This is a genomic window from Pseudomonas sp. KB-10, assembly GCF_018221585.1.
GTDB classification, from domain to species: Bacteria; Pseudomonadota; Gammaproteobacteria; order Pseudomonadales; family Pseudomonadaceae; genus Aquipseudomonas; species Aquipseudomonas yangonensis.
In genome coordinates this window covers 114387-138021 of the sequence record NZ_QYYB01000007.1, presented here as the reverse complement: position 1 = coordinate 138021, position 23635 = coordinate 114387, and the positions used below count along the sequence as shown (strand labels likewise).

General features: G+C 61.2%; 24 protein-coding genes, 2 pseudogenes and 1 riboswitch. Of the genes and pseudogenes, 14 read left to right on the top strand and 12 right to left on the bottom strand.

The genetic code is table 11. The features are described 5' to 3' along the window. Positions 1-171 precede the first annotated feature (171 nt). From rplU to DXK50_RS18920, 5 genes and pseudogenes are all read left to right on the top strand, one after another. On the top strand, positions 172-483 hold the full coding sequence (gene rplU / locus DXK50_RS18940) for a 50S ribosomal protein L21 (RefSeq protein WP_004424548.1): 312 nt from the start codon (positions 172-174) through the stop codon (positions 481-483). A gap of 37 nt (positions 484-520) precedes the next feature. Further along, positions 521-778, top strand: coding sequence for a 50S ribosomal protein L27 (rpmA, locus tag DXK50_RS18935; RefSeq protein ID WP_003240427.1), 258 nt, complete (start codon positions 521-523; stop codon positions 776-778). A gap of 242 nt (positions 779-1020) precedes the next feature. Next, the gene (gene cgtA / locus DXK50_RS18930; protein WP_003240429.1) at positions 1021-2241 is read left to right on the top strand and encodes an Obg family GTPase CgtA; all 1221 of its coding nucleotides are present in this window, start codon (positions 1021-1023) and stop codon (positions 2239-2241) included. A gap of 81 nt (positions 2242-2322) precedes the next feature. Next, on the top strand, positions 2323-3441 hold the full coding sequence (gene proB / locus DXK50_RS18925) for a glutamate 5-kinase (protein ID WP_212631395.1): 1119 nt from the start codon (positions 2323-2325) through the stop codon (positions 3439-3441). 9 nt (positions 3442-3450) lie between these two features. Further along, positions 3451-3911 (top strand): annotated as a pseudogene (locus DXK50_RS18920) (CreA family protein). Between the two features lie 57 nt (positions 3912-3968). On the opposite strand, the gene mqo reads toward DXK50_RS18920, so the two are convergent. Both mqo and DXK50_RS18910 read right to left on the bottom strand, forming a co-directional pair. Next, complete coding sequence (gene mqo, locus DXK50_RS18915) at positions 3969-5465, bottom strand: malate dehydrogenase (quinone) (RefSeq protein WP_212631394.1); 1497 nt, start codon at positions 5463-5465, stop codon at positions 3969-3971. 462 nt (positions 5466-5927) lie between these two features. After that, on the bottom strand, positions 5928-6158 hold the full coding sequence (locus DXK50_RS18910; protein ID WP_212631393.1) for a hypothetical protein: 231 nt from the start codon (positions 6156-6158) through the stop codon (positions 5928-5930). A gap of 165 nt (positions 6159-6323) precedes the next feature. Between DXK50_RS18910 and DXK50_RS18905 the strand changes: the two genes are divergently transcribed. After that, complete coding sequence (locus DXK50_RS18905) at positions 6324-6908, top strand: YajG family lipoprotein (RefSeq protein WP_161867251.1); 585 nt, start codon at positions 6324-6326, stop codon at positions 6906-6908. 61 nt (positions 6909-6969) lie between these two features. On the opposite strand, the gene DXK50_RS18900 is transcribed toward DXK50_RS18905, so the two are convergent. Then, the gene (locus tag DXK50_RS18900; RefSeq protein ID WP_024309472.1) at positions 6970-7176 is read right to left on the bottom strand and encodes a hypothetical protein; all 207 of its coding nucleotides are present in this window, start codon (positions 7174-7176) and stop codon (positions 6970-6972) included. A gap of 272 nt (positions 7177-7448) precedes the next feature. Here DXK50_RS18900 and DXK50_RS18895 point away from each other — a divergent pair, with 272 nt between their 5' ends. Next, entirely contained in the window at positions 7449-7724 is a 276-nt protein-coding gene (locus tag DXK50_RS18895) for a hypothetical protein (protein ID WP_161867250.1), read from the top strand. A gap of 64 nt (positions 7725-7788) precedes the next feature. Here DXK50_RS18895 and DXK50_RS18890 read toward each other — a convergent pair whose 3' ends face one another. Beyond that, on the bottom strand, positions 7789-8952 hold the full coding sequence (locus tag DXK50_RS18890; RefSeq protein ID WP_161867249.1) for a 1-acyl-sn-glycerol-3-phosphate acyltransferase: 1164 nt from the start codon (positions 8950-8952) through the stop codon (positions 7789-7791). 286 nt (positions 8953-9238) lie between these two features. Continuing rightward, entirely contained in the window at positions 9239-9559 is a 321-nt protein-coding gene (locus DXK50_RS18885) for a hypothetical protein (RefSeq protein ID WP_212631392.1), read from the bottom strand. Between the two features lie 292 nt (positions 9560-9851). Here DXK50_RS18885 and DXK50_RS18880 point away from each other — a divergent pair, with 292 nt between their 5' ends. The 3 genes from DXK50_RS18880 to DXK50_RS18870 are packed head-to-tail and all read left to right on the top strand — an operon-like array spanning position 9852 to position 10939. Continuing rightward, on the top strand, positions 9852-10034 hold the full coding sequence (locus DXK50_RS18880) for a CPXCG motif-containing cysteine-rich protein (protein WP_212631391.1): 183 nt from the start codon (positions 9852-9854) through the stop codon (positions 10032-10034). After that, the gene (locus DXK50_RS18875; protein WP_161867246.1) at positions 10034-10294 is read left to right on the top strand and encodes a putative signal transducing protein; all 261 of its coding nucleotides are present in this window, start codon (positions 10034-10036) and stop codon (positions 10292-10294) included. The genes DXK50_RS18880 and DXK50_RS18875 overlap by 1 nt, the downstream gene beginning before the upstream one ends. Positions 10295-10321: 27 nt before the next feature. Further along, positions 10322-10939, top strand: coding sequence for an SOS response-associated peptidase (locus tag DXK50_RS18870; RefSeq protein ID WP_212631390.1), 618 nt, complete (start codon positions 10322-10324; stop codon positions 10937-10939). Between the two features lie 30 nt (positions 10940-10969). On the opposite strand, the gene DXK50_RS25570 is transcribed toward DXK50_RS18870, so the two are convergent. Beyond that, positions 10970-11812 (bottom strand): methyl-accepting chemotaxis protein, encoded by an 843-nt coding sequence (locus DXK50_RS25570; RefSeq protein WP_418801343.1) that lies wholly within the window; start codon positions 11810-11812, stop codon positions 10970-10972. 15 nt (positions 11813-11827) lie between these two features. Then, positions 11828-12028, bottom strand: a pseudogene (locus tag DXK50_RS25565) (HAMP domain-containing protein); the annotation flags it as partial. A gap of 1285 nt (positions 12029-13313) precedes the next feature. On the opposite strand from DXK50_RS25565, the gene DXK50_RS18860 reads away from it, so the two are divergent. Then, complete coding sequence (locus DXK50_RS18860; protein ID WP_212631388.1) at positions 13314-14135, top strand: M48 family metallopeptidase; 822 nt, start codon at positions 13314-13316, stop codon at positions 14133-14135. A gap of 55 nt (positions 14136-14190) precedes the next feature. Here the strand turns inward: DXK50_RS18860 and DXK50_RS18855 are convergent, their stop codons facing one another. The 4 genes from DXK50_RS18855 to DXK50_RS18840 all read right to left on the bottom strand — a co-directional run bounded on the left by DXK50_RS18855 (position 14191) and on the right by DXK50_RS18840 (position 17648). Then, positions 14191-14634: an ester cyclase gene (locus DXK50_RS18855; RefSeq protein ID WP_212631387.1), complete on the bottom strand. Its 444-nt coding sequence runs from the start codon at positions 14632-14634 to the stop codon at positions 14191-14193. Between the two features lie 109 nt (positions 14635-14743). Continuing rightward, entirely contained in the window at positions 14744-15325 is a 582-nt protein-coding gene (locus DXK50_RS18850; RefSeq protein WP_161867332.1) for a TMEM165/GDT1 family protein, read from the bottom strand. A gap of 93 nt (positions 15326-15418) precedes the next feature. Beyond that, a riboswitch (yybP-ykoY riboswitch) is annotated at positions 15419-15539 on the bottom strand. Between the two features lie 37 nt (positions 15540-15576). Then, the gene (locus DXK50_RS18845; RefSeq protein ID WP_212631386.1) at positions 15577-16572 is read right to left on the bottom strand and encodes a class I SAM-dependent methyltransferase; all 996 of its coding nucleotides are present in this window, start codon (positions 16570-16572) and stop codon (positions 15577-15579) included. 110 nt (positions 16573-16682) lie between these two features. After that, the gene (locus tag DXK50_RS18840; RefSeq protein ID WP_212631385.1) at positions 16683-17648 is read right to left on the bottom strand and encodes a 2-hydroxyacid dehydrogenase; all 966 of its coding nucleotides are present in this window, start codon (positions 17646-17648) and stop codon (positions 16683-16685) included. 79 nt (positions 17649-17727) lie between these two features. Between DXK50_RS18840 and DXK50_RS18835 the strand changes: the two genes are divergently transcribed. Continuing rightward, complete coding sequence (locus tag DXK50_RS18835) at positions 17728-18357, top strand: LysE family translocator (RefSeq protein ID WP_161867239.1); 630 nt, start codon at positions 17728-17730, stop codon at positions 18355-18357. A 45-nt stretch (positions 18358-18402) separates the two neighbouring features. Here the strand turns inward: DXK50_RS18835 and DXK50_RS18830 are convergent, their stop codons facing one another. After that, positions 18403-19578: a thiolase family protein gene (locus DXK50_RS18830; protein ID WP_212631384.1), complete on the bottom strand. Its 1176-nt coding sequence runs from the start codon at positions 19576-19578 to the stop codon at positions 18403-18405. Positions 19579-19768: 190 nt separating this feature from the next. Here DXK50_RS18830 and DXK50_RS18825 point away from each other — a divergent pair, with 190 nt between their 5' ends. Together DXK50_RS18825 and DXK50_RS18820 are read left to right on the top strand one after the other, a co-directional pair. Beyond that, on the top strand, positions 19769-21451 hold the full coding sequence (locus tag DXK50_RS18825) for a fatty acid--CoA ligase (protein WP_212631383.1): 1683 nt from the start codon (positions 19769-19771) through the stop codon (positions 21449-21451). A gap of 217 nt (positions 21452-21668) precedes the next feature. Further along, positions 21669-23621 (top strand): DUF1302 domain-containing protein, encoded by a 1953-nt coding sequence (locus tag DXK50_RS18820; RefSeq protein WP_212631382.1) that lies wholly within the window; start codon positions 21669-21671, stop codon positions 23619-23621. The last annotated feature ends 14 nt before the right edge of the window (positions 23622-23635 follow it).

Below are 23635 nucleotides of genomic sequence, written 5' to 3'. Positions count from 1 at the left end.
GCCCTTGCGCAGCGTTCGGCGCTTGCGTACAATCGCGCACCCTGAACTTCCCCCTGGGCATTTCCCTGCCTTACGCAATTGCAAGGGTGTCACTTCCGGCCCCGAGCAGCCATGCCAGCCAATAACGACTTTTCTAAAGCGCTGGGTGAGCAGGATTAACGGAGATTTACCATGTACGCAGTAATTGTTACTGGTGGCAAGCAATACAAAGTCACCGAAGGCGAATTCCTCAAGATCGAGAAGCTCGAAGTCGCTACCGGCGAAGCCGTGACTTTCGATCGCGTTCTGCTGATCGGCAATGGCGACGACGTTCAGATCGGCGCTCCGGTCGTAGACGGCGCTAAAGTGGTTGCCGAAGTCGTTTCGCAAGGTCGTCACGACAAAGTGCGCATCATCAAGTTCCGCCGTCGTAAGCACCACATGAAGCGTCAGGGCCACCGTCAGTGGTTCACTGAGATCAAAATCACCGGTATCCAGGCCTGATTCGTCGGCCCCGATCCCTTTATAGGAGTATTGACTCATGGCACACAAAAAAGCTGGCGGTTCTACCCGTAACGGCCGCGATTCCGAAAGTAAACGCCTTGGCGTGAAAATGTACGGTGGTCAGGTCATCAAGGCCGGCAACATCATCGTTCGTCAGCGCGGCACCGAGTTCCACCCGGGTTTCGGCGTGGGCATGGGCAAGGACCACACCCTCTTCGCCAAGATCGAAGGCGTGGTCAAGTTCGAAGTGAAGGGCGCTTTCGGCCGTCGCTACGTGAGCGTCGTTCAGGCCTAATCGCCTACGCGCTGGAAAAGCCCTGTCCGTAGGACGGGGCTTTTTTATTGGCCCGCCGTCCATGGCGGCAACCCTCCGGGCCGTCGCAAGCGACGTTAAAAAACGCTCCAGGCGTTTTTTTTGTTTCTGTATCCTTGGGTTCTTGCCCGATGACCCGTAACGCCACGCTGCCTGCGTGGGGTCATCCGGCAAGGGCCTTTACGTTGTTCTGTTGACCCGCAGCTCTTGCGGGAGGCGTATCCATGAAATTTGTCGACGAAGTTTCGATTTTTGTAAAAGCCGGTGACGGCGGTAACGGCATGATGAGCTTCCGCCGCGAGAAGTTCATCGAGAAGGGCGGCCCCAACGGCGGGGACGGTGGCGACGGTGGCTCGGTCTTCCTCGAGGCCGACGAGAACCTCAACACCCTGATCGATTACCGCTACACCCGCAAATTCCACGCGCAGAACGGCGAGAAGGGCGGCAGCACCGACTGCACCGGCGCCAAGGGCGAGGATCTGATCCTGCCGGTACCGGTCGGCACCACGGTGATCGACGTGGCCACCCAGGAGGTGATCGGCGATCTGGTCAAGGCCGGTCAGCGTCTGATGGTCGCCCAGGGCGGCTGGCACGGGCTGGGCAACACCCGCTTCAAGTCCAGTACCAACCGTGCACCGCGTCAGACCACGCCGGGTAAACCGGGTGAGTCGCGCGATCTCAAACTGGAGCTGAAAGTGCTGGCCGACGTCGGCCTGCTCGGCCTGCCCAATGCCGGCAAGAGCACTTTCATCCGCGCCGTATCCGCAGCCAAGCCGAAAGTCGCCGATTATCCCTTCACCACCCTGGTGCCGAACCTGGGGGTGGTCAGCGTCGACCGCTTCAAGAGCTTCGTCGTGGCCGACATTCCCGGTCTGATCGAAGGCGCTTCCGAGGGCGCCGGTCTGGGTATTCGCTTCCTCAAGCACCTGGCACGTACCCGCCTACTGCTGCATCTGGTGGACATGGCGCCGCTGGATGAGAGCGATCCGGCCGAGGCTGCGCAGGTGATCATCGACGAGCTGGGGCGTTTCAGTCCGGCGCTGGCCGAGCGCGATCGCTGGCTGGTGCTGAACAAGATGGACCAGGTGCCCGAGGACGAGCGCGAGGCGCGCAAGGCCGATATCGTCGCCCGTCTGAACTGGCAGGGGCCGGTCTACGTGGTGTCGGCCATCAGCCGCGATGGCACCGAGCGCATCAGCCGCGACATCATGCATTACCTGGAAGTGCGTGCCGAACGCATCGCCGAAGACCCGGTATTCGCCGAGGAGCTGGCCGAGCTGGATCAGCGCATCGAGGACGAGGCGCGTGCCCGTCTGCAGGCGCTGGACGACCAGCGTGCACTGCGTAAATCCGGTGTGCGTAGCGTCGACGATATCGACGAAGACGACGACTTCTTCGATGATGAAGACGACGACGGCCCGGAAATCATTTACGTCCGGGATTAAGCAAATTTCCAACGCCGCTTAATTGCGGCGTTTTTGTAGGTGGGGTGGGCCCCATCGTTTTCTGGCTAAGGTTGGAAGATCATGCGTGACAAGGTGACCGGCGCACGGCGCTGGGTGGTGAAGATCGGCAGTGCGCTGCTGACCGCCGACGGGCGTGGCCTGGATCGTGCGGCCATGGCGGTTTGGGTCAAGCAGATGGTGGCGCTGCGCGAGCAGGGCGTCGAACTGGTGCTGGTGTCCTCCGGCGCTGTGGCGGCCGGCATGAGCCGTCTGGGCTGGACCAGCCGACCTAGCGCGATGCATGAGCTGCAGGCGGCCGCGGCCATCGGTCAGATGGTGCTGGTCCAGGCCTGGGAGTCGAGTTTCGCCGAACATGGCCGTCGCACCGCGCAGATCCTTCTGACCCACGACGACCTCTCCGACCGCAAGCGCTACCTCAATGCGCGCAGCACCCTGCGCACCCTGGTTGACCTCGACGTGGTACCGGTGATCAATGAGAACGACACCGTGGTCACCGATGAAATCCGCTTCGGCGACAACGATACCCTGGCCGCGCTGGTGGCCAACTTGGTGGAAGCCGACTTGCTGGTGATCCTCACCGATCGCGACGGCATGTACACCGCCGATCCGCGGCACAATCCCGATGCCGAGCTGATCCAAGAGGCGCGTGCCGACGACCCGGCGCTGGACGCCGTGGCCGGTGGCGTGGGTGGTGCGCTGGGCCGTGGCGGCATGCAGACCAAGCTACGCGCTTCGCGCCTGGCGGCACGTTCCGGCGCGCACACCGTCATCGTTGGCGGTGCCATCGAGCAGGTGCTGGCGCGGCTCAAGGCCGGCGAGCGCCTGGGTACCCTGCTGGCGCCCGAGCGCGGCCTGCTGGCGGCGCGCAAGCAATGGCTGGCCGGCCACCTGCAGACCCGCGGCACCCTGGTGCTGGACGCCGGTGCGGTGAAGGCGCTGAGCCAGGACCGCAAAAGCCTGCTGCCGGTGGGTGTGAAGGCGGTGCAGGGCAGTTTCCGCCGTGGCGAAATGGTGGTCTGTGTTGCTCCGGACGGTCGCGAAGTGGCACGTGGCCTGGTCAACTACAGTGCCCTGGAAGCCCAGAAGATCATCGGTAAGCCGTCCGATGCCATCGAGGGGCTGCTGGGCTATGTCGATGAGCCGGAACTGGTGCATCGAGACAATCTGATCCTCGTCTAAGGAGCATGTATGCGTCCGTTCAAGGGAGTGTTGCTGAGCCTGCTGATGCTGCCCGGTGTGGCACTGGCCGACACCATCGGTGAGGTGTCTACGGTATTCAAGTGGGTGGGGCCGAATGACAAGATCGTCGTCGAGGCCTTCGATGATCCCAAGGTGTCGGGCGTGACCTGCTACCTGTCGCGAGCCAAGACCGGTGGCGTGAAGGGTGGTCTGGGGCTGGCGGAGGATCGCGCCGAGGCGTCCATCGCCTGTCGCCAGGTCGGGCCCATTGCATTCAAGGGCAAGCTCAAGGATGGCGAAGAGGTTTCAAGGAGCGCACCTCGCTGGTATTCAAGACCATGCAGGTGGTGCGCTTCTTTGATGCCAAGCGCAATACCCTGGTGTACCTGGTCTATAGCGACCGGGTGATCGAAGGCAGCCCGCAAAATGCGGTGACGGCCATTCCGATCTTGCCCTGGGGGCAGCAGTAGCTCTAAAGGCGCCCATAAAAAAACCGCCCATAGGGGCGGTTTTTTCATACCTGGCGATCAGCTGGGTATGTCCAGTTGCAGGCGCTTGTTCGATTGCGTCTGCACCTCACGGTAGCGCTCGGCATCCTTGGACAGGACATCGGCCATGGCCGGGAAGATCTCGTCCAGCTTGGTGCGCCAGCCTTCGCTCCTGGCCTGCTCGGGGAAGCAGCGGCGAATCAGGTCGAGCATGATCGACACGGTCACCGAGGCACCCGGCGAGGCACCGAGCAGGGCGGCGATGGTGCCGTCCGCAGCTGCCACCAGTTCGGTACCGAACTGCAGGATGCCGCCGTTCTTGCTGTCCTTCTTGATGATCTGCACGCGCTGACCAGCCACTTCCAGGCGCCAGTCCTCGGCCTTGGCCTCCGGGTAGAAGCCGCGCAGGGTTTCCAGGCGCTGCGATTCGGACTGCATCACTTCCTTGATCAGGTAGCGGGTCAGGTCCATGTTGTCGCGCGCCACCGCCAGCATCGGGCCGAGGTTGTTGGGGCGTACCGACAGCGGCAGGTCGAGGAACGAGCCGTGCTTGAGGAACTTGGTGGTGAAGCCGGCATAGGGGCCGAACAGCAGGGACTTCTTGCCGTCCACCACGCGGGTGTCGAGGTGCGGCACCGACATTGGCGGCGAGCCCACGGCAGCCTGGCTGTAGACCTTGGCCTGGTGCTGCTTGACGATTTCCGGGTTGTCGCAACGCAGCCACTGGCCGCTTACCGGGAAGCCGCCGAAGCCCTTGCCTTCGGGAATTCCGGACAGTTGCAGCAGCGGCAGCGCGCCGCCACCAGCGCCGAGGAAGACGAACTTGCTCTTGAGCTTGCGTGTGGCGCCGGAGCGAGTGTCCTTGATGTCCACCAGCCAGCCATCACCGTCGCGCTTGAGGTCGGTGACCTTCTGGTTGCAGATGACCTTGGCGTTGGGCTGGCTGGTCAGGTAGTTGAGCATCTGCTCGGTGACCGCGCCGAAGTTCACGTCGGTGCCGGCCTGCACTCGAGTCATCGCCAGTGGTTCGCTGGTGTCACGGCCCGGGATCAGCAGCGGTGCCCATTCGGCGATGGTGGCGCGATCCTCGGTGTATTCCATTTCGGTGAAGGCATGATGCTGACGCAGGGCCTCGAAGCGCTTCTTGAGGAAGGCGATGCCGCTGTTGCCGCGCACGAAGCTCATGTGCGGAACCGGATTGATGAAAGACTTTGGCGCGTTGATCGCACCCTTCTCGATCAGGTAGGCCCAGAACTGCTTGGATTCTTCGAACTGCGCGTTGATGGTGACCGACTTCTTGATGTCGATGCTGCCATCCGCGCCTTCCGGGGTGTAGTTCAGCTCGCACAGGGCGGCATGGCCGGTGCCTGCGTTGTTCCAGGGGTTGGAGCTTTCCACTGCGCCGGACTCACGCAGCTCCACCACTTCCAGGGTGATGCCGGGGTTGAGCTCCTTGAGCAGCACGCCCAGGGTTGCGCTCATGATGCCAGCGCCTACCAGCACCACATCTACGCTTTGGTAATCGTTACGCGCCATTAACCTCTCTCCAAGAAAAACTGCACCAGATGGACGGCCGTTTGGCCTTTAAGGGCGACACCGGCAGACTCAGGCAAAAAGCCCTGTCATTCGGAGGGGAGGGTCAAGGCTGGGGTTTGCGGACGCAAAACTGTTCATCTGTTCGCCACACTCTTGTGAAGTTTGTAAAAACCGTTTTTTCACGCTCTTTTGGAGCGGTGAACCTCAAAAGCTCGACTGCCTAGGCGCGCTTTTGCCCGTGCAAAACATGCAATGCATGGCTGCTATCGGCTCTGCATATGGGCTAAAAGCGGCTGGCCAGACTTGGCAGCGCGAAGTGGGCGACTCTCTGGGGCGGGGCGATGACGTTGCATCGGCGAGGTCGTGCGGCCCGATCAGGAGACGTCCTTATAATCGGGGCGTGATTATAACGGTGAATGAGGGGAATTGATCGCCCCTGCGTGACTTTTATTCTTCCATCGGTCAGGCCGCCAACGGGTGAGCGGCCTGTGCCTGTGTGACGACCGGCGTGATACGGGCTGCGGCAGGTAGCGGAGCGCCGAGCCAGGAGAGGCTCGGTTCACGAACTTCCACCCAGCCAGCCTGGCCCGGCTGTTCCTGCATCTGACGCAGGGCTTGGCAAATCCCCTGAGCATCGATCAGGGCGAAATGGCGCATCGGACGAGAACGATTGAACAGGCGGCGCAGCAGCATGGCGAAGGCTCCAGCGTGGTGACGTCTGCTTTATGCCACGAGGCGGTGACAGGCTGATGACAGGAACCGCGATGGCCCGCTGGCAGTCTTATCCTGCACTACTGTCGGCCCCAGGCCGCGCTGGGTATACTGCCGGCCACTTTTACCTCACTCGGAGAGATGAGCATGCTGCACCGTGCGTTGATCGCCTTGCTTGCTGCCGCCAGCCTGACTCTGGCCGGTTGCGCCCTCAGCCCTCAGCAACTCACGCCGCAACCCAAACTTACCAGTTCGCTGACCCCGGTGGGTCAGGGCCAGCCGGTAGTGGTGCGCGTGGTTGATGGTCGCCCTTCGCCGGTGCTTGGCACCCGTGGCGGCCTGTATCCGGAAACCAGCTCGATCAGCGTCAGCGCTGAGCATGTGCTGCCCAAGCTGCAGGCCGAGGCCGAGGCTGCCGTGCGGCTGCTCGGTTTCACCCCGTCGCCCAACGCCTATAACGCGCCGCAGCTGACCATCACGCTGGCGGAGCTGAAGTACCAGTCGCCGAAAGAGGGCATGTACGTGACCGAGGCTGATATCTCCGCTTCGATCCGTGCTGACGTACAAGGCGGCAGCCGCCGCTATACCGGTCGCTATGGTGCATCGCTGAACCAGCGCTTTGGTAGTGCGCCGAACCAGCAGACCAACAGCAAACTGGTGGGCGACGTGCTCAGCGATGCGCTGACCCGCGCGTTCAAGGATCCGACCATTGGCCAGGTCCTGCTGCAGTAATTCATGACGCCGCGAACGAAAACGCCCCGCATTGCGGGGCGTTTTTGTTTGTCTCGCAGCTTCAAGCCGCTTCGGCATAGAACTCCGGCAAGCACATGCCGGTGCGGTTATCGATGTCCGGCAGGTCATAGTGCTCATGGCCACCCAGCGCGCAATACACCAGCCAATGCTGATCCTGGACGTTGAAGGAAAGTTCGTCGACCACGGCGTCCACTTCATCCAGCGAGTCGATCAGGTAATCGCGATCCAGCGGTTGTGAATTGAGCATGGCGGGTCCTCCACGGACATTGAGGTTTGGCTCCAGCACAGTCGTGACTGCTTGGTCACTCTGAAAGATACAAACCCTAGGCCAGACATGTGACAGTTTTCAGACGATTTCGGGATAGCGGGCTGCGTTCGTCGGAAACGAACCTTATAAAAGCGGGATTTCAGTACACTGCGCGACGACTTTTCGGGGGCTGAAGCGCATCTGTTTCAGCCGCAATCCCCATTCTGGTGCGGTGATGCGCTCACTGCACCATGCTGTTCTCGAGGTGTTGCATGTCGCTGCAGGTGTTGTGGTCGCTGTTCCTCGCTCATCCTGCCGGAGCGGTGAATTCGCTGGCGTTGTTCTTTGCCGTGGCCGGTAGCTGGTTGTGCCTGATGACCCGCTTGCGCGAGCAGCGCGGTGTGGCGCGCGTGCTGGCTCAGGGTGAACTGGACGAGAGCGAGGTACAGGATGATCGCACTTTGCGCATCAATCGCTTCTTCTATCGTTTCGGCGCCATTTGTCTGGGGGCGGCTCTGCTGTTGTCCTGGTTCAGCACGCGGCTTTGATGCCTGAGCGATAAACGAAAACGGCAGCCCAGTGGCTGCCGTTTTCGTTTGTATGGGATGCGCCTTACAGAGGCAGACCGGCTTTGATCCGGTACTGATTACGCACCGGGTTGGCGTACTGCAGGATCAGGAAGGGCCTTTGCTCTGCGCTGCAGGCGTTCAAGCGCTTTTGCCACTCGGCTTCAGCCTTGGCCAGCTCCGCGGCCGGGAACAGCTCGCTCGCCGCCGGCACCTTCAGCTCGGCCTCACGGCCCTCCCACATGGCGTAGGCCAGGTAATGCACGGGGAACAGACGGTATTGGCCGAGGATGTGACGGTCCAGCGCCTGCGCCAGCTGCTTGGTGTCCTCCAGGCCACCTACCGGCGGGCCGAAGTGCAGGTGCACACGGCCCTTGTAGCCGGTGATGCCAAGGGCAATGCTGGCGTCGTCTTCTCCCGGCGCCTTGGTGTAGCTGCCGGTGGCGGCGCGTACGCTCAGCTCGCGGGCCTTGGCCAGATCGCAGGGGTCGTATTCATAACTGATCGACACCGGGATCAGGTTCAGCGAGTCGATCACGCTGGCGAACGGCTCGTCCTTGCGACTCATGTGGAACATCTTGAGGATGGCCGAGTCGGTGCGGTCATCACCATCCTTGGCGCGGCCTTCGGCCTGGGCGATCCAGATCGATTCGCCGTCTTCGCGGATCGAGTGATTGATATAGGCGGAGAGCAATTGATAAGCCGCCAGCTTCTCACGTCGGCCGCTGATCGAACGATGCACGATGAAGCTCTTGTTCAGGCGCATCAGATCGCTGACGAAGGGGCGTTGCAGCAGGTTGTCGCCGATGGCGATGCGCGGTGTCTGCAGGCCGGCATGGTAGACGGCGTAATTGACGAAGGCCGGGTCCATGACGATGTCGCGGTGGTTGGCCAGATACAGATAAGGCTTGCCCGGCTGCAAGTGCTCCAGGCCGGAGTAGCTGATGCCGTCGCTGGCGTGCTCGATGGTACGGTCGATGTATGGCTCGATCTTTTCCTGCAGGCCGGCCACCGAGTCGATGCTGGCGAATTCGCCGCGCAACCGCGCAGCGATCAGTGGCTTGAGCAGCCAGCCGAGCGGCCCGGCCAGCCGCGGGAAGCGAAAACGGGTGAGGGTGCCGAGAAACGCCGGATCGGCGAGCAGGCGCTCCAGTACGGGGCGCACTTCTGTATCGGCATAGGGTCGGATGGCATCGAATGCGCCCATCATGCTCTCTTGTGAACGGCTAGGTGGAAAAGGTTTCTGCTTGAACAGGGTGAGCAGTAGACCGGCGATTATAGCGCCAAGTCACAGCCAATCCGCGAAGTGGCACAGGTGGCCTGCCGGAGCAGAACGGACAGGGGCGCGAAGGAACCGGGATGGGCTGCAGAGCAAAATCACGCACGCTGAGAAAAGGGCATCTCGATCTGTGCGATGGACAGTTGAGGATCCCGGCTTTCAAGTTCCCCCTGAAAGCCGGGATTGAAAAGCGCTGATGCGCGATCAGGTCAGCGAATCAGTAGTTTTTGAGTTTTCGCATTTCCCACATTCTTGCGTAGCGGGTTCGGTAGATAGGCTGATTGGCAAATGTGGGCAGATTTTTAGGGCCGTAGTTCTGTACAACTCTAACTATTTCCCCTTCGTTCGTTTTCTCCGAAAGTTCAAACTTAATTGCCCGAATGACTTCCTGCGTTGCGCAGGTATGGTCAATGACTCGCCTGATTTTACGATCACCTTGTTTTACCGAGATAAGAACCGAACCATCGGGTCGAGACTTGGCAGTCACCACACAATCGCAGGTCATTGGTTCAAATTTCTTTTCTGCGGACATAGACATTTAAGTTCCCTCAATGGATGTTAAATGACTGAGCAGGGCAGAAATTAGTTAATAGATAACAACATGCAAGGCAAGGCGATGAATGGTAGCGCTCGCTATTATCTTGATGGCATATCTGTATAAGTTTTTTTTAGTTTTCGGGGTGTTGGTAAAGTTGCTGTAAAAGGTTTTCCCTGAAGGTGTGACGTGAGTCAAAAACGATGGCTACACTGAGCTTAGCGGCACCGTTGGTCAGCGACCGACGCAAGGCAAGGGCCTGTTGCCTGGCATCATCATATGAGGAGCCCATCAGGTGTTGGAAAGCGAGGCGTACTACTGTCCTTATTGTGGCGAGCCGGGCGAGGCGCTTCTCGATCTGTCAGGCGGTGATCAGTCCTATATCGAAGACTGTGCGGTGTGCTGCCGGCCGATTCAGTTCGAGCTGCGTACGGACGGCGCCGAATGGGAGCTGGATATACGTGCGGAGAACGACTGATGCAACGGATCTACGAGCCGGAGAACCTTCTGGAAGGTCAGATGCTGGTGGATATGCTGGCCAGCGAAGGTATCGAGGCGCATCTGCTGGGTCAGCATCTGGTCGGCGCGGTGGGGGAGCTGCCTGCCTGCGGCCTGCTCGGCGTGGTTGTCGCCGACGCCGAGGCGGAACGGGCGCGAACGCTGATCGCTGAGTACAATGCCGCGCAACCAGTGCCTGGCGATGAGCCAGAGTCTTTCCAGGGTGTGTTGCTCTGCTGACCCGCCCCCTGCCTGTCGAGTCGTTTCATGTGTGGACGTTACGCCCTGTTTCGCTGGTCGCCCGCTTTTGCTGCGCTGCCCGGTTTTCCCGCTGACCAGAAACCGCACTGGAACCTGGCGCCCAACGGCCAGGTACTGATGCTGCGCGCCGGAGAGTCCGGGCCGCAGGCAGCAGCAGCGCGATGGGGGCTGACGCCGCCCTGGCTCAAGGATCTTTCCAAGACGCCGGCGCATGCACGCGCCGAAACCCTTGCCGAGCAGCCGATGTTCCGTGAAGCCTTTCGCCAGCGTCGCGCCCTGCTGCCTGCCAACGGTTTCTATGAGTGGCGGGGTACGGCGCGCAAGCGGCCGTACTGGATGACCAATGGCGACTCGCTGATGTATTTCGCGGCGTTATGGGAGGTGTATCCGGTCGGCGGGCATGAGTATCTGAGCGTGGCCCTGATTACCCAGGAGGCCGCGACACTGCGTCGGCCGCTGATTCTCTGTGAGCATGAGCAGGCGTTGTGGCTGGACGACGATACGCCCGCCGAGCAATTGATGGCGTTGTTGGCCAAGCCGCAGATTGCGTTACGCGAGCGTGCGCTGGCAACGCTGGTCAACGATCCGAAGCTGGACGCGCCGGAGTGTCTGACTCCGGCTTGAGGTTGTCCTGCGGCGCCGTTGCGCTGTCCTTTACACCTTGAACTGATTGATCAGGCGCCGCTGCTGTTCGGCCAGCTTGGTCAGCTGGGCGCTGGCCTGGCTGGCTTCGTCGGCGCCGCCAGCCACCTCGTTGGCCACCTGGCCGATGTTGGTGACGTTACGGTTGATATCCTCGGCCACGGCGCTCTGCTGCTCGGCCGCACTGGCGATCTGCGTATTCATGTCGTTGATTACCGACACCGCCTGGGTGATGGACTGCAGCGATTGTGCAGCCTGGTTGGCGTGTTCCACGCTGTCGTCGGTCTTGCTCTGGCTCTGTTCCATCACCTTGACCACTTCGCGCGTGCCCTGCTGCAGTTGCTGGATCATGCTCTGGATTTCTTCGGTGGCCTGCTGGGTCTTCTGCGCCAGGTTGCGCACCTCATCGGCGACCACGGCGAAGCCACGGCCCTGCTCGCCAGCGCGTGCGGCCTCGATGGCAGCGTTGAGCGCCAGCAGATTGGTCTGCTCGGCGATGCCGCGAATGGCGACGAGAATGGCGTTGATGTTCTCGCTGTCCTTGGCCAGGTTTTGCACCACACTTACGGCGCGGCCGATCTCGCTGGCCAACGCGGCGATGGCCGCCGAGGTTTCCTGTACCACCTGTTTGCCCTGATTGGCTGCGCGGTCGGCGTGGTTGGCCGCTTCGGCTGCATGAGTGGCGTTGCGTGCGACGTCCTGGGCGGTGGCGGTCATTTCATGCACTGCAGTGGCGACCAGCTCGATTTCCGCCAGTTGCTTTTGCACGCCCTGGTTGGTGCGGATGGCGATGTCGGCGGTGTGTTCGGAGGAATCACTGACCTGCTGCACCGAGGTCACCACGGACGCGATCATGCTTTGCAGTTTGGCCAGGAAGGCGTTGAAGCCCGCCGCGATCTGTCCCAGTTCGTCCTTGCGGTCGACTTGCAGGCGTACGGTGAGGTCGCCGTCGCCCTTGGCAATATCGTCGAGCATGCCGACCATCTGCCGCAGCGGGCGGGCGATGCCGTAGCCCACGAACCAGATCACCAGCAGGCCCAGAGCGGCAATCAGCAGGCCCACCAGGGTCATGCCTAGGGTGTCGCCATCGCGCTGCGCAGCCAGATCGCTCTGCAACTGGAGCAGATCGGCCATCACTGCCTTCAGCGGCAGCACCAGCATCAGCACCCAGCGCGTATCGCTCTGGCCAATGTTGAAACTGAGAAACAGCTCGATATTGCTGTGCTCTGGATCTTCCTGGGTATCGACCGAGTAAAGAGGTTGGCCGGGTTGCAGTTTGCCGAGGTTGCTCACTTCGTTGGCATCGAGCAGAACCGTGGCGGGCTCGCCGAGTTTGTCCGGGGCTTCGGTCGAGGCGACCAGACGACCATTGCTGGCAATCAGCGCCATCTCACCGGCGCCGTCATAGAGCTGAGCATCGGCCTTGGCCAGCAGCTCCTGAATGAAGTTGACCGCCAGATCGGCGCCGGCGATACCGCGGAATTCTCCGTTGACCAGAATCGGCGAGGTGAAGGAGGCGAGCATGGTCATCTTGCCGCCGACATCGTAGGGCGCGGGGTCGATCACGCAGGGGCGTTTGCGCTCCTTGGGGCACAGGTAGTACTCACCTGCGCGTACGCCCGTGGGCAGCAGCTCCTCGCTCTCGGTCGAGCCGATGGCGTCGACGCCGAGGCTGCCATCGGCATTGCGGTACCACCAGGGCAGGAAGCGGCCGGTGCCGTCGTAGCCGTTTTCATTGCTGCCTGCGTAGATGTCGTCGCTGGCGTCGAAAGCGTTCGGCTCCCATCCCAGGTAGCTGCCAAGCAGCTTCGGATTCTGCGCCGTGGTTTCACGCACCAGGTTGGCCAGCTCCTCGCGGCTGATACTGAGCAAAGGGCTGCCGCTATCGTCGGTCATGCCCAGCATGGCGTTGACCCGAGCCAGGTCGGCGGTTATCTGCAGGGGGGCTTCCAGCTCACGTTGAATTTCGCTGACCTGTGCTTGCGCCAGCGCGTACAGGCGTTCTTCGATGACCTGCTCCAGCAGCGCCTGGGTGCGTTGTTGCACCAGGGTCTGGGTTCGCCCGCTGGCGAACAGGGCGTAGAGCACCAGAGCCACAACGACCGCGAGCACACTGGCGCCAGCGAGGAAGGCGACGGAAAACTGGATCGATTTGAACTTCATGGGGGCTCCCGGACATAGAATGCGCCTGTCACGGCCTCGCTGTTGCGGCAGGTCAACCTTTATGGGCTGCTGATAACCAACTGGCCGCTGTCGTATTCAGCAAAGATGGTGGGCGGCGATCGCGCAAGTGGCGCGGTTGCTCGCGCTGCAGGGGCGGCCTAGCATAGTGCGCCCGATTCAAGGAGATGGCTCGATGAGCAAGGTTCTTTATCTGAGTGGCCTGGCGGCAGCGCTGCTGCTGAGCGGTTGTCAGGCCGTCAATACCACCAGCGGTGGTGCGGTTGGCGTAGAGCGCAAGCAGTACATGTTCAGCATGCTTTCAGCTGAAGAAGTCAATCAGATGTACGCGCAGTCCTATCAGCAGACACTGAGCGAAGCGTCAAGCAAGGGCATGCTGGACAAGAGCAGTGCCAATGCCAAGCGGCTGCAGACTGTCGCCGGGCGACTGATTCCGCAGGCGCCGCGCTTTCGTCCGGATGCTGCCAACTGGGATTGGGAGGTCAACCTGATCAAAAGCCCCGAGCTCAATGCCAACTGTGGCCCGGGCGGCAAGATCATTTTCTACAGCGGCATCATCGAGAAGCTCAAACTGACCGATGATGAGATCGCGGCGATCATGGGGCATGAGATGGCGCATGCTCTGCGTGAGCACAGCCGTGAGGCGATGTCCAAAGCCTATGGTATCCAGGTGGCCAGGCAGGGAGCCGGCGCCCTGCTGGGCCTCGGCGAAAGCAGCATGGCTTTGGCCGATACCGTGGTGCAGTACAGCCTGACGCTGCCCAATAGCCGCGGTAACGAGAACGAAGCCGATCTGATCGGTCTGGAGCTGGCCGCTCGTGCAGGCTACAACCCGAACGCGGCCATCAGTCTGTGGCAAAAGATGGAGGCTGCTGGCGGCAGTGCGCCGCCGGAGTTCATGAGCACGCACCCGTCGTCCAGCAGCCGGATCGCTTCTCTGCAGGCGGCGATTCCCAAGGTGATGCCACTTTACGAGCAGGCCAAGGCCGGACGCTGAGTCTCAGGTTGAGAAAAACGGCGCGACCTGAGCATCACGGCGCGCCGCTATCGTTTCAGGGCAGGGCTGTTTCGGCGAGTGGGCGGGTTTGCAGGCCCAACTGCGCGCGGAAGCTTTCCATGTCGCACATGGTGCAGATTTCCTGGATTTCGTTGCCGGGCGTCAGCCTCCAGTAGGCCATGGCCGATATGCTCAGCACCTTGTCACTGGGTGGGTAGCCCAGCGCGGGTTTCTGGATAGTGCCGATCAATGTGCTCCAGGTCATTACCTTGTAGCCCTCGGCGATGCACTCCTCGACCAGTACCTGCAGATCCGGCATGGCGTAGCGGATGTCCTGCACCATCCGAGAGAAGCCGGCGCTGTCGAGCGCGCGGCCAATGAACGAGCTTTTATACAGAAAATCGCTGCTGTGCAGTTGCTCGGCCAGCGCCAGGCGCCCCTTGTTCCAGACCAGGTCGATATGCTGGCACACCACTTTCTTCCGATCATCCAATGACATGTTCCCTCCTGTCTGCGCTGCGAGCCACGTGGCCTGGCGCGAACTTTAGCAGTAGGCAGGAGGGGGCTGAAATTGGCCGAAGTGCCATTTCGATGGCGCCAGATAAACGTCAGATCAGGCCGCTCAGCTTCATCGCCTGATAGCCGGCATAGATTGCCAGTGCCGCGAAGGCGCAGGCTGCCAGCCGACGAATAAGAGTTAGCGGCAGGCGTTCGGCAGCGAAGTTGCCTGCCAGCACCACCGGCACGTTGGCCAGTAGCATGCCCAGCGTGGTGCCGATCACCACGAGTAGGAAATGAGGATACTGCGCTGCCAGCATGACGGTGGCGACCTGGGTTTTATCGCCCATCTCGGCGAGGAAGAAGGCGATCAGCGTGGTGAGGAAGGGGCCGTATTTTTTCAGGCCGGATTCTTCATCTTCATCCAGTTTGTCCGGTACCAGCGTCCAGGCCGCCACCGCGACGAAGCTGGCAGCGAGGATCCAGCTGAGGGTGGCAGGGGAAAAGAATCCGGCAACCCAGTTGCCGACAGCACCGGCGGCGAAATGGTTGGCCAGGGTGGCGACGACGATGCCCCAGATGATCGGCCAGGGTTTGCGAAAGCGGGCGGCCAGCAGCAGCGCGAGCAACTGGGTCTTGTCGCCGATTTCGGCAAGGGCAACGATCAGTGTGGGGACGAAGAGGGATTCCAGCATCAGGTTTCCTAACGGGGGCGGGTCGACACGGCTTATGACACGAACGACCTTCCCGCCCCGGGTGAGGTTGTGCGTGTCATAGGTCTTGTCAAACCTCGGGCCTCTCTGTGAAGGCCTTGGGTCGCATGCGCCATGCTCTGCGGAGCAAGTGTGTTGACGCATGCCGGGCGAGCAGGGCGCTCGCGGGAGACTACTCCCCTAGGACGGGCGCAATTGTGCCCAAGCGTTGCAGCGGGAGCAAGCCCAATTCAGCGGCGTGCGCTGTAGATACGAAAACCCTCCGCCTCGGCCAGGGTGCGGCAGGGGCCGAGATGACGCTCGATCAGTGGCGGGTATTTGAGGAAGCTGTTGGCCACCAGGCGCAGTTCGCCACCTTTGATCAGGTGCTGCGCAGACTGGCTCAGCAGGTTTTCGCTGGCCTGATAGTCGGTGTGCACTCCCTGATGAAACGGCGGGTTGCTGACGATGGCGCTCAGCCCTTCAGGGGCTGACTCGATGCCGCTACCGGCGATCAGGTTGGCTGACAGGCCATTGCGTGCGAGTGTCAGGCGGCTGCTTTCCAGGGCGAAGGCATCGACATCCAGCAGGCTCAGTTCGCTGGCCGGGTAACGCCGTTTGAGCGCGGCGCCGAGTACGCCGGCGCCGCAACCGAAGTCGAGCAGGTGGCCGCTCGGCAGGTTATCCAGGTGCTCCAGTAACAATGCGCTGCCGCGATCCAGGCGGCCATGGGCGAACACGCCGGGCAGGGTGACGATCTCCAGCACGCCATCGCTCAGTTGTAGCGGGTAACACTGCGCCAGCGCGTGCAGGTCGGGCACTGGCGGCGCCTGATTCACCTCCACGCACCAGAGCTGGCAATGTCTGGCGCTATCGAGCTTGTGCGGCTTGCCATAGGCAGCCAACTGCTTCGACGCACGTTCGATGCCGCCACGTTTTTCGCCGACCAGATACAGCGGCTTGCCTGCCAGGCGCGAAGCCAGAGCCTGCAGCAGGTAGTCGGTCAGCTCGCGCGATTTGGGCAGGAACAGTACGGCAGCGCGGTAATCGCCTTCGGGCATCTGCGTGTCGAAGTGGCTGCGGTCGGCAAAGCGCGCGGTGAGCAGCGCCTGATCGCCGGCATGCCAGTTCCAGCCGCGCGCCTGGGGCAGGGCACCGAGCAGATCGTCGGCCGGCAGGCCGGCCAGTAACAGCTCGCCCCCGAACAGCTGGGCCTGGCGCAGGAGAACTTCGCTTCGCGGATCCATGGTGCTTCCTACAAATCTGTGATGCGGAAAGATAAGGGCCGGGGAGCGAAACCGGGGCATTGCTGCCAAAGCGCAACGCTGGTCCGTCGCTCGCTAAAAAGCTGCGCAGCTTACCCGACGACTCGCAGCGGCGCACCGGCGAAGAAACGATCTGCGTTTTCCGCTATCTGGCCGACGATGCGCTGACGCGCCTCCTGGCTGCCCCAGGCGCTGTGCGGAGTGATGATCAGGCGCGGGATATCGGCGGCCAGTAGCGGATTGCCGTCCTTCGGCGGCTCCTGCGTCAGCACGTCGGTAGCAGCGCCACCCAGGCGACCGCTGCGCAGGGCATCGGCCAGCGCCTGTTCGTCCACCAGGCCGCCGCGCGCGGTGTTGATCAGGAAGGCTCGCGGTTTCATCAGCGCCAGTTCCTGCGCGCCGATCAGGTTGCGCGTCTGTTCGTTGAGCGGGCAATGCAGGGTCAGGGCGTCGACCTGTGGCAGCAGTTCATGTAACGGCAAGCGATCGGCGCGCGCGGGGCGGCCGGGCAGCTGGCCGAGCAGCACGCGCATGCCGAAGGCTTCAGCCAGGCGGGCAACGGCGCCGCCCAGCTCGCCGTGGCCGAGCATGCCTAACGTCTTGCCTTCGAGTTCGACGATGGGGTGATCGAGCAGGCAGAACTGGCTGGCCTGCTGCCAACGACCAGCGGCGATGTCGCGCTGGTAGTCGGGCAGGCGTGTGGCCAGGGCCAACAGCAGCATCAGGGTATGTTGCGCCACCGATGGCGTGCCGTAGCCCTGGCAATTGCAGACGGTTACGCCATGAGCACTGGCGGCCTTCAGGTCGATATTGTTGGTGCCGGTGGCGGCCACCAGTACCAGCTTCAGTTCGGGGCAGGCGGCAAAGGTGGCAGCGTCCAGCGGCACTTTGTTGCTGATGGCGACCTGCGCGCCTTGCAGGCGTTCGGCGACCTGATCCGGACGCGTTTGTGCGTGCAGGGTCAGCTCGGCGAAGGCCTGATGCAGCGGCTGCATGTCCAGGTCGCCAAGGTCGAGGGAGGCATGGTCGAGGAAGACGGCGCGTGGGCTGTTGCTCATCAGCTGTACCTTTTCGCAGGAGGGTCGCAAGAGTAGATTGGCGAGCCTACCAGACCTTCAGCGTCGATGCGGAGCCGCCATGTACTGGACCGAATTTCTCACCGTTGCCCTGATTCACTTGTTGGCAGTGGCCAGTCCTGGGCCGGATTTCGCCATCGTCGTGCGCGAAAGCGTCGGCTTTGGTCGCCGCGCAGGGTTGTACACCGCGTTCGGGGTAGGCGCCGGCATTCTGGTGCATGTGACCTACTCGCTGCTGGGGATCGGCCTGATCGTGTCGCAGTCCATTGTGCTGTTTAACGCACTGAAATGGCTGGCGGCGGCTTATCTGCTGTATATCGGCATCAAAGCACTGCGTGCGCGGCCGGCCAATCCAGCCAGCGCTGAGCTGAACCTGGCAGCAGGCGAGCGCAGCGGTCGTGGTGCCTTCGTCACGGGGTTCATCACCAATGGCTTGAACCCCAAGGCGACGCTGTTCTTTCTGTCGCTGTTCACCGTGGTGATCAACCCGCACACGCCTGTGGCGGTGCAGGCCGGTTACGGCCTCTATCTGGCGCTGGCCACCGCGTTCTGGTTCTGTCTGGTGGCCTGGCTGTTCAGCCAGCAACGTGTGCGCGCCGGCTTCGCCCGCATGGGCCACTGGTTCGACCGGCTGATGGGCGCGGTGCTGGTGGGGATCGGTGTAAAGCTGGCGCTGACTGAAATGCGCTAAAACAAAGAGCCCCGCGATTGCGGGGCTCTTGGCTGATGGGCTGGCTTACAGCAGTTCGATCGCCACCGCGGTGGCTTCGCCGCCGCCGATGCACAGCGAGGCTATACCTCGCTTGCCGCCTTTCTTCTGCAGCGCGTTGATCAGGGTGAGGATGATCCGCGAACCGGTGGAGCCGACCGGGTGCCCCTGGGCGCAGGCGCCACCGAAGACATTGACCTTGGCATGATCCAGGCCGTGCTCGCGCATGGCCAGCATGGTCACCATGGCGAAGGCTTCGTTGATTTCGAACAGGTCGATCTCGTCCTTGTTCCAGCCGGTCTTCTTCAGCAGGTTGCTCATGGCACCGATCGGCGCCAGGGTGAACTCGCTCGGGTCCTGACTCTGGGTGGCATGGGCAACCACCTTGGCCAGCGGCTTGAGACCGCGCTTGGCGGCTTCCTCGGCAGTCATCAGCAGCAGGGCGCTGGCGCCGTCGGAGATCGAGCTGGCATTGGCGGCGGTAATGGTGCCGTCTTTCTTGAATGCGGGCTTGAGCGCGGGAATCTTGTCCAGATTGGCTGTCAGCGGCTGCTCGTCATCCTTGACCGTCACCTCGCCCTTGCGCGAAGTGACGGTGATCGGCACGATTTCCGCCTCCAGCGAGCCATCCTTGATTGCTGCCTGAGCACGGCGCAGCGATTCGATGGCGTAGGCATCCATCTCATCGCGGGTGATGCCGTACGTATCGGCCGTTTCCTGGGCGAAGGAGCCCATCAGACGGCCGGTACGAGCGTCTTCCAGGCCATCGAGAAACATGTGGTCCTTGATCTCGCCATGACCCATGCGCAGGCCGGTGCGGGCCTTTTCCAGCACATAGGGCGCGTTGGACATGCTTTCCATGCCGCCGGCGATCATGACCTGATTGCTACCGGCCTTCAGCGAGTCGAACGCCATCATCACCGCCTTCATGCCCGAGCCGCACAGCTTGTTGATGGTGGTGCAGCCGGTGGCGCTTGGCAGGCCGGCATTGAGTGAGGCCTGGCGTGCCGGCCCCTGCTTGAGGCCGGCAGGCAGTACGCAGCCCATGATCACTTCCTGCACGTCTGCCGGCTCGATACCCGCGCGCTTGACCGCTTCACGAATGGCGGCAGCGCCCAGCTCGACGGCCGGCACGCTGGCCAGGCTGCCTTGAAAACCGCCCATGGGTGTGCGGGCGCCGCTAACGATGACGATATCGGACATGCTGTTACCTCGAATGAAAGAGTGGCTCTGTGTCGCCTGTTTAAGGACCGACTGTCGAGATCGATTCTAACTGGTGACCGAAAGTGGACATAGAGTCACGTTGCAAATCATTCTTTGGGCTGATTTAGCGGTGAGCGAGCCGCTCTAGAGTCGCTGCATACCTATTCCTAGCGTGCCTCAAGGTGATTTCATGCTGCAGACCCGACTGATCCCCTCCGCCGAAAACGCTCACGCCTATCCGTTGCTGATCAAGCGCCTGCTGCTGTCCGGTAGCCGTTACGAGAAAACCCGCGAAATTGTCTATCGCGACAAGCTGCGTTACAGCTACGCCACCTTCAACGAGCGTGTCGCGCGTCTGGCCAACGTGCTCAGTGAGGCAGGGGTCAAGGCCGGTGATACCGTGGCGGTGATGGACTGGGACAGTCACCGCTATCTTGAGTGCATGTTCGCCATCCCCATGCTCGGGGCGGTGCTGCATACCATCAACATTCGCCTGTCGCCGGACCAGATCCTCTACACCATGAATCACGCCGAGGACCGCTTCGTGCTGGTCAACAGCGAGTTCGTGCCGCTGTACAAAGGCATTGCCGAACAGCTCACCACTGTCGACAAGACCCTGCTGCTGACCGATGGCGAGGACAAGAGCGCCGATCTGCCGAACCTTGTCGGTGAGTACCAGAGCCTGTTGGCGGCCGCCAGCCCGCATTACGACTTCGCCGACTTCGACGAGAACTCGGTGGCGACCACCTTCTATACCACCGGCACCACCGGCAATCCGAAGGGCGTGTACTTCACCCACCGGCAACTGGTGCTGCACACCCTTTCCATGGCGACCACCATGGGTAGCCTGGACAGCATCCGCCTGCTCGGCAACGACGATGTCTACATGCCGATTACGCCCATGTTCCACGTGCATGCCTGGGGCGTGCCGTACGTGGCCACCCTGCTCGGGGTCAAGCAGGTGTATCCCGGCCGCTACGAGCCGGACATGCTTTGTCGTCTGATCAAGGAGGAGGAGGTAAATTTCTCCCACTGCGTGCCGACCATCCTGCAGATGCTGCTCAATGCACCCGGTGCGCAGGGCCATGATTTCGGCGGCATGAAGATGATCATCGGCGGTAGCGCACTGAACCGCTCCTTGTACGAGGCGGCCAAGGCGCGCGGCATCCAGCTGACCGCTGCCTATGGCATGTCCGAGACCTGCCCGCTGATTTCCTGTGCCTACCTCAACGAGGAGCTGCGCGCCGGCACTGAAGACGAGCGCACCACCTACCGGATCAAGGCCGGTATTCCGGTGCCGCTGGTGGAAGCCGCGATAATGGATGCGAACGGCAAGCTGCTGCCAAGTGATGGGGAGTCGCAGGGCGAGCTGGTGCTGCGTGCGCCCTGGCTGACCCAGGGCTATTTTCGCGAACCCGAGAAGGGCGAGGAGCTCTGGGCTCATGGCTGGCTGCATACCGGCGACGTGGCAACCATCGATGGCATGGGCTTCATCGAGATTCGTGATCGGATCAAGGATGTGATCAAAACCGGTGGCGAGTGGATTTCCTCTCTGGAATTGGAGGACCTGATCAGCCGTCATCCCGCCGTGCGTGAGGTCGCGGTGGTGGGCGTGCCGGACCCGCAGTGGGGCGAACGGCCGTTCGCATTGTTGGTGCTGCGTGACGAGCAGAGCCTGGATGCCAAGGGGCTCAAGGAACACCTCAAGCCTTTCGTCGAGCAGGGCCACATCAACAAATGGGCGATTCCCACGCAGATCGCCCTTGTTACTGAAATTCCCAAGACCAGTGTCGGGAAACTGGACAAGAAGCGCATCCGCGTCGAAATCGCCCAATGGCAGGAGGCTGGCAGTGCCTTCCTGTCCACGCTCTGAGGTGCGAGTTGACTGGCCGGTTAAAATGACTGGTCAGTCAAACAAGCGTTTGGCTTGCTAATTGCTGTTTCCCGTCCATGCTTGACTGGGTGCAGAGTCTGAAACCTGCGAGCCAGAGTGCCTGGGGGCTGCAAATCACACTTTCGAGGGATCAAGCAGTATCACCTGCTGGCTATAGTCCAAGCATCCATAACAAAAAACACATGGAGTAGCGTCGATGACAACAAAAACAAAACCCTACTGGCGCCTGGCAAAACTGCCGCTGGCCGTCAGCCTCGCTTCTACCCTTGCCGCTCCGGCATTCGGCGTCACTTTCAATATCGGTGAGATCGAAGGGCAATTCGACTCGTCGCTGTCGGTGGGGGCGAGCTGGGCTACAGAGAAGGCCGACAAGGATCTTATCGGCGTTAACAACGGTGGCCGCGGTCTATCCCAAACCTCGGATGATGGTCACCTGAACTTTAAGCGCGGCGAGACCTTCTCCAAGATTTTCAAGGGTATCCATGACCTTGAGTTGAGATACGGTGATACCGGCGTATTCGTTCGCGGTAAGTACTGGTACGACTTCGAATTGAAAGACGAGAGCCGCCTATTCAAGGATATCAGCGACAGCAACCGTAAAGAGGGTGCTCAATCCTCGGGTGCAGAAATCCTCGACGCCTTCATTTATCACAACTATGCCATCGGCAATATGCCGGGCAGCGTTCGTTTCGGCAAACAAGTAGTCAACTGGGGTGAAAGTACGTTCATCGGTGGTGGCATTAATGCCATTAACCCTATCGATGTTTCTGCGTTCCGCCGCCCTGGCGCGGAGATTAAAGAAGGCCTGATTCCGGTCAATATGTTCTATGTGGCGCAGAGCCTGACCGATAACCTGTCAATGGAAGCCTTCTACCAGATTGAATGGGATCAGACCGTAGTGGACAACTGCGGTACCTTTTTTTCTCAGCCTGATGTGATCGCCGACGGCTGTGACAATAATCTATCAGTGCTCCGTACTGAGGTAGGCCTCTCTCAAGCTTTGGCTGGTCTTGGACCATTAGCCCCCGGCGTCGTTGATCTCCTTAAAGATAATGGTGTTTCTTGGAGTAACCCCGATGAAGGGGTGCTCGTAGCTCGAGGTGGGGATCGAGATGCACGAGACAGTGGTCAGTGGGGTGTTGCATTCCGCTATTTATTCGAACCCATTGATACCGAATTCGGGTTCTACGCAATGAATTACCACAGTCGCTTGCCAATATTCAGCGGCGCGGCCGCCGATCCCTCGGTTTATGCTTTGTTTAGTCCGCTGAACCCCGGTGGGCTTGGCCCGCAACTGGGTGGTATTGGCGTTCCCGGGCCAGCGATTCCGGGCCTGGTAGGGCAACTGGCGCCGCTGGTTGTAGCTGGTAACTCCAGGTACTTTGTGGAGTACCCAGAAGATATCCGCCTGTACGGATTGAGTTTCTCCACAACGCTGCCAACTGGCACTGCGTGGAGTGGTGAGGTTAGTTACCGGCCGAATGCGCCGGTGCAGTTGAACACCACTGATATTCTCTTCGCTGGCATTACTCCGCTGAATCCCAATGTCTCGGTACTGCAAGGTTCTCCGGGCAGCGACTTGCATGGATACCGCCGTAAGGAAATCACCCAGCTTCAGACGACATTCACTCACTTCTTCGACCAAGTTATGGGGGCAAGTCGCCTGACCTTGGTAGGTGAAATTGGCTGGACCCACGTGGGCGGCTTGGAGAGCAACAGCGAAGCTCGATATGGGCGTGACCCGATATTCGGCCCTGGACCTCTTCCGGGCGGAACCTGCCAGACCCTCAATACCGGCACTCTGGGCAGCGCTACTGCAGAGAATGTCAGTCGCTACTGCGAAAAGGACGGCTTCACCACTTCCGATTCCTGGGGGTACCGCGCACGCGCCATTTGGGATTATCCCAATGCCATCGCGGGTGTGAACCTCCGTCCGAGCGTAGCCTGGTCGCATGATGTCAAGGGTTATTCTCCTGGCCCGGGCGCAAACTTCGAGGAAGGTCGTAAGGCCGTGAGTCTCGGTCTCAATGCCGAGTACCAGAACACCTACACCGCCGATCTGTCGTACACCACCTTCTTCGGTGGCGGAAAGTACAACACCCAGCGTGACCGCGACTTCGTTGCGCTCAGCTTCGGTATGAACTTCTAAGCGGTCAGGAATTT